Genomic DNA, 2,777 nt, shown 5'->3' with positions numbered 1-2,777 from the left:
ACTGAGGGCTGCGTGAGCCCGCCCCACGGTGTCGCCGAGCGCGTCCACCGTCTCGGCCGTCACGCCGCGCGGCGAGATGCTCGCCACCAGCGCCGTGCCGAGCCCCGGGGCGAGTGCGTAGTACGAGCCCGAGCGGCCGCGTCCCGTCGTACGCTCGCCCGTGTCCACCACCAGACCGGAGGCCGCGAGGCGCTGCACGGCGTCGGAGATGGTCGGCTTGGAGATGCCGGTGCGGGCCGCGATCTCCGCGCGGGTCAGCCGCCGGTCGGCCATGAGGGCGCGCAGCACGTTCTCGTCCGTGAGGGCGCGCAGCATCTCCAGCGAGGGCTTGGCGGGTGTCATGGACGGCAGTCTAGTAAGGACTCTTGCCCAAAGCGGCGCCCCCGCCTACCGTGCATTTAGTAAGGAGCCCTCACCAAAGGAGCCGGGCCGCCATGACCCTCACCCGCAGCGATCTGCCGCACTGGGAAACCGTCCCCACCGACCTCCCCGCCGCGATCCGCGAGATCAAAGCCGCCCTCCGGACCCGCATCGAGGCGTCCGGCCGCAGTGTCGAGGAGGTCTTCGCCGCCGTCGAACGACGAGTGGCCGCCCGCGTCGCGGAGATCGAGGCGGCCGGTGACGACGTCTGGCCGGTCGTCGACTACGCCGACATCGAGAACGGCACCGTCACCCCCGAGCAGTCGGCCCGCATCACCGCCCGCGGCTGCCTCGTCGTACGCGGCCACTTCCCCCGCGAGCAGGCGCTCGCCTGGGACGCCGGGATCGTGGACTACGTCGAGGGAAACCGTTTCTTCGAGAACTACACCGGCCCCGGCGACGACTTCTTCGGCAGTGTCGGCTCCAAGCCCGAGATCTACCCCGTCTACTGGTCCCCGGCGCAGATGGAGGCACGGCAGAGCGAGCGCATGGCCCGCGTGCAGTCCTTCCTCAACTCCTTCTGGCGGCACACCTCCGACGGCGTCCAGTGGTTCGACCCCGACCGCGACGCCCTCTACCCCGACCGCATCCGCCGCCGCCCGCCCGGCACCGACTCCGCCGGCCTGGGCACCCACTGCGACCCCGGCACCCTCGACCTGTGGATGACCAGCGCCTACCAGCGGGCGTTCCGCCACCTCTTCGACGGCACCGTGGAGGAGTACGACCCGTGGGACCCGGCCCACCGCACCGAAGGCCCCCAGTACCCCGGCTCCACCATGTGCTCGGCGTTCCGCACCTTCCAGGGCTGGACCGCGCTGTCCGACATGGACCACGACCAGGGCGTCCTGCACACCGTGCCGGTCCCCGAGGCCATGGCCTACCTGATGCTGCGCCCGCTGCTGGCCGACGTTCCCGAGGACGACATGTGCGGGGTCACCGTCAACCAGGTCTTCCCCGCGAGCGAGAAGTGGCACCCGCTGCTCATGAGGGCGCTCACCGGCATCCCCGACGTCCGCGCGGGCGACTCCGTCTGGTGGCACTGCGACATGATCCACAGCGTGGCCCCGGTCCGGGACCAGCGCGGCTGGGGCAACGTCATGTACATCCCCGCCGCCCCGTGGTGCCCGCGCAACGAGGCGTACGCCTCCTCGGTGCGCGAGGCGTTCCTCACCGGCTCGAGCCCGGCCGACTTCCCCGAGGAGCACTACGAGCGCACCTGGCCCGACCGCTTCCCGGCCGCGCGCCTCAACGCCACCGGCCGCCGGGGCCTCGCCCTGGACTGACGCCCGTTCAGCGCCCGTAACGGCGCTCGCGTGCCGCGTACGAGCGCAGCGCGCGCAGCAGGTCGAGCTGGCGGAACGCGGGCCACAGCACGTCCACGAAGTGCACCTCCGCGTACGCCGACTGCCACAGCAGGAACCCGGAGAGGCGCTGCTCGCCGGAGGTGCGGATGACGAAGTCGGTGTCGTGCCCGGCGGGGGAGTACAGGTTGTCGGTGATGTGCTCCAGGTCGAAGTCGGCGGCCAGGTCGCGCGGGTCGCCCCCGGCGCGGATGTGCTTGTCGAAGGCGGCCCGGACCGCGTCCACGATCTCCCGGCGCCCCCCGTAGCCGACCGCCACGTCGACCTTCAGGCCGCCCCGGCCGGTCGTCGTGGCGGCGGCCTCCTTCAGCACCCGCGCGGTGTCGCCCGGCAGCAGGTCCAGCGCGCCGATGATCTCGATCTCCCACGGCGCGTCGGTCGCGCAGACCCGGCGCACGGTCTCCTCGATGATGTCGAGCAGCGGGCCGAGTTCGGCGGCCGGACGGTGCAGGTTGTCGTCGGAGAGCATCCACAGGGTGACGTGGCTGATCTCGGCGTCGGCGCACCAGTGCAGGAAGTCCGTGACCTTCGCACCGCCGACCCGGTAACCCTCACGGACGTCCGTGTGCCCCGCCCCGCGCGCCCAGCGCCGGTTGCCGTCCAGCATGATCGCCACATGCCGGGGCCGGGGCAGGCCCTCCAACTTGCGGTTCAGCCGCCGCAGATAAACCGCTTCCAGCGCCGAGCGCAGTGCCTTCCATGCCACGCCGAGATCCTTCCAAGGCCGGGGGATGAGGTCGCAAACGATAGCGGCAATTGCCGGTGGCCCACCCCCCGGGCGCCCTCCGGCCGCTCTCCGCAGGGGCGTTACGCTGCCGCGGTGACCGGCCGGACGATCAGCCGACGCGGGCTGCTGCGCTCCGCCCTGCTGGGCGGACCGGCCCTCGCGCTGCCCGGCTGCGCCCGGAACGACGGCCCGCACCGGCGGCTCACGCTGGCCACGGGCGCCCCCGGCGGGCCGTACCACGCCTTCGGGCACGCCCTCGCCGCCGAGGC

At 72.6% G+C, this 2,777-nt stretch carries 3 protein-coding genes; 1 reads left to right on the top strand and 2 read right to left on the bottom strand.

The window, feature by feature from the left end:
• Positions 1–342, bottom strand: a 342-nt coding sequence (locus tag GT030_RS16715; protein WP_161201782.1) for a winged helix-turn-helix domain-containing protein, incomplete at its 3' end; no start/stop codon positions are given.
• A gap of 92 nt (positions 343–434) precedes the next feature.
• Here GT030_RS16715 and GT030_RS16710 point away from each other — a divergent pair.
• A complete protein-coding gene (locus tag GT030_RS16710; RefSeq protein WP_161201781.1) occupies positions 435–1,703 on the top strand; it encodes a DUF1479 domain-containing protein in 1,269 nt (422 codons plus the stop codon).
• Between the two features lie 7 nt (positions 1,704–1,710).
• Here GT030_RS16710 and GT030_RS16705 read toward each other — a convergent pair whose 3' ends face one another.
• Positions 1,711–2,487, bottom strand: a complete 777-nt coding sequence (locus tag GT030_RS16705) for an isoprenyl transferase (protein WP_031179421.1) — start codon at positions 2,485–2,487, stop codon at positions 1,711–1,713.
• Between the last annotated feature and the right edge of the window lie 290 nt (positions 2,488–2,777).

Origin of the sequence: Streptomyces sp. SID1328 (genome assembly GCF_009865595.1) — a bacterium.
Lineage (GTDB): Bacteria > Actinomycetota > Actinomycetes > Streptomycetales > Streptomycetaceae > Streptomyces > Streptomyces griseoluteus.
The sequence above is the reverse complement of the archived record's forward strand: the minus strand, read 5'-3'. Positions and strand labels throughout refer to the sequence as shown.

Bases quoted from the DNA above. Each gene is read 5' to 3' on its own strand.
- GT030_RS16710 (WP_161201781.1), top strand. From the start codon at position 435: ATGACCCTCACCCGCAGCGATCTGCCGCACTGGGAAACCGTCCCCACC.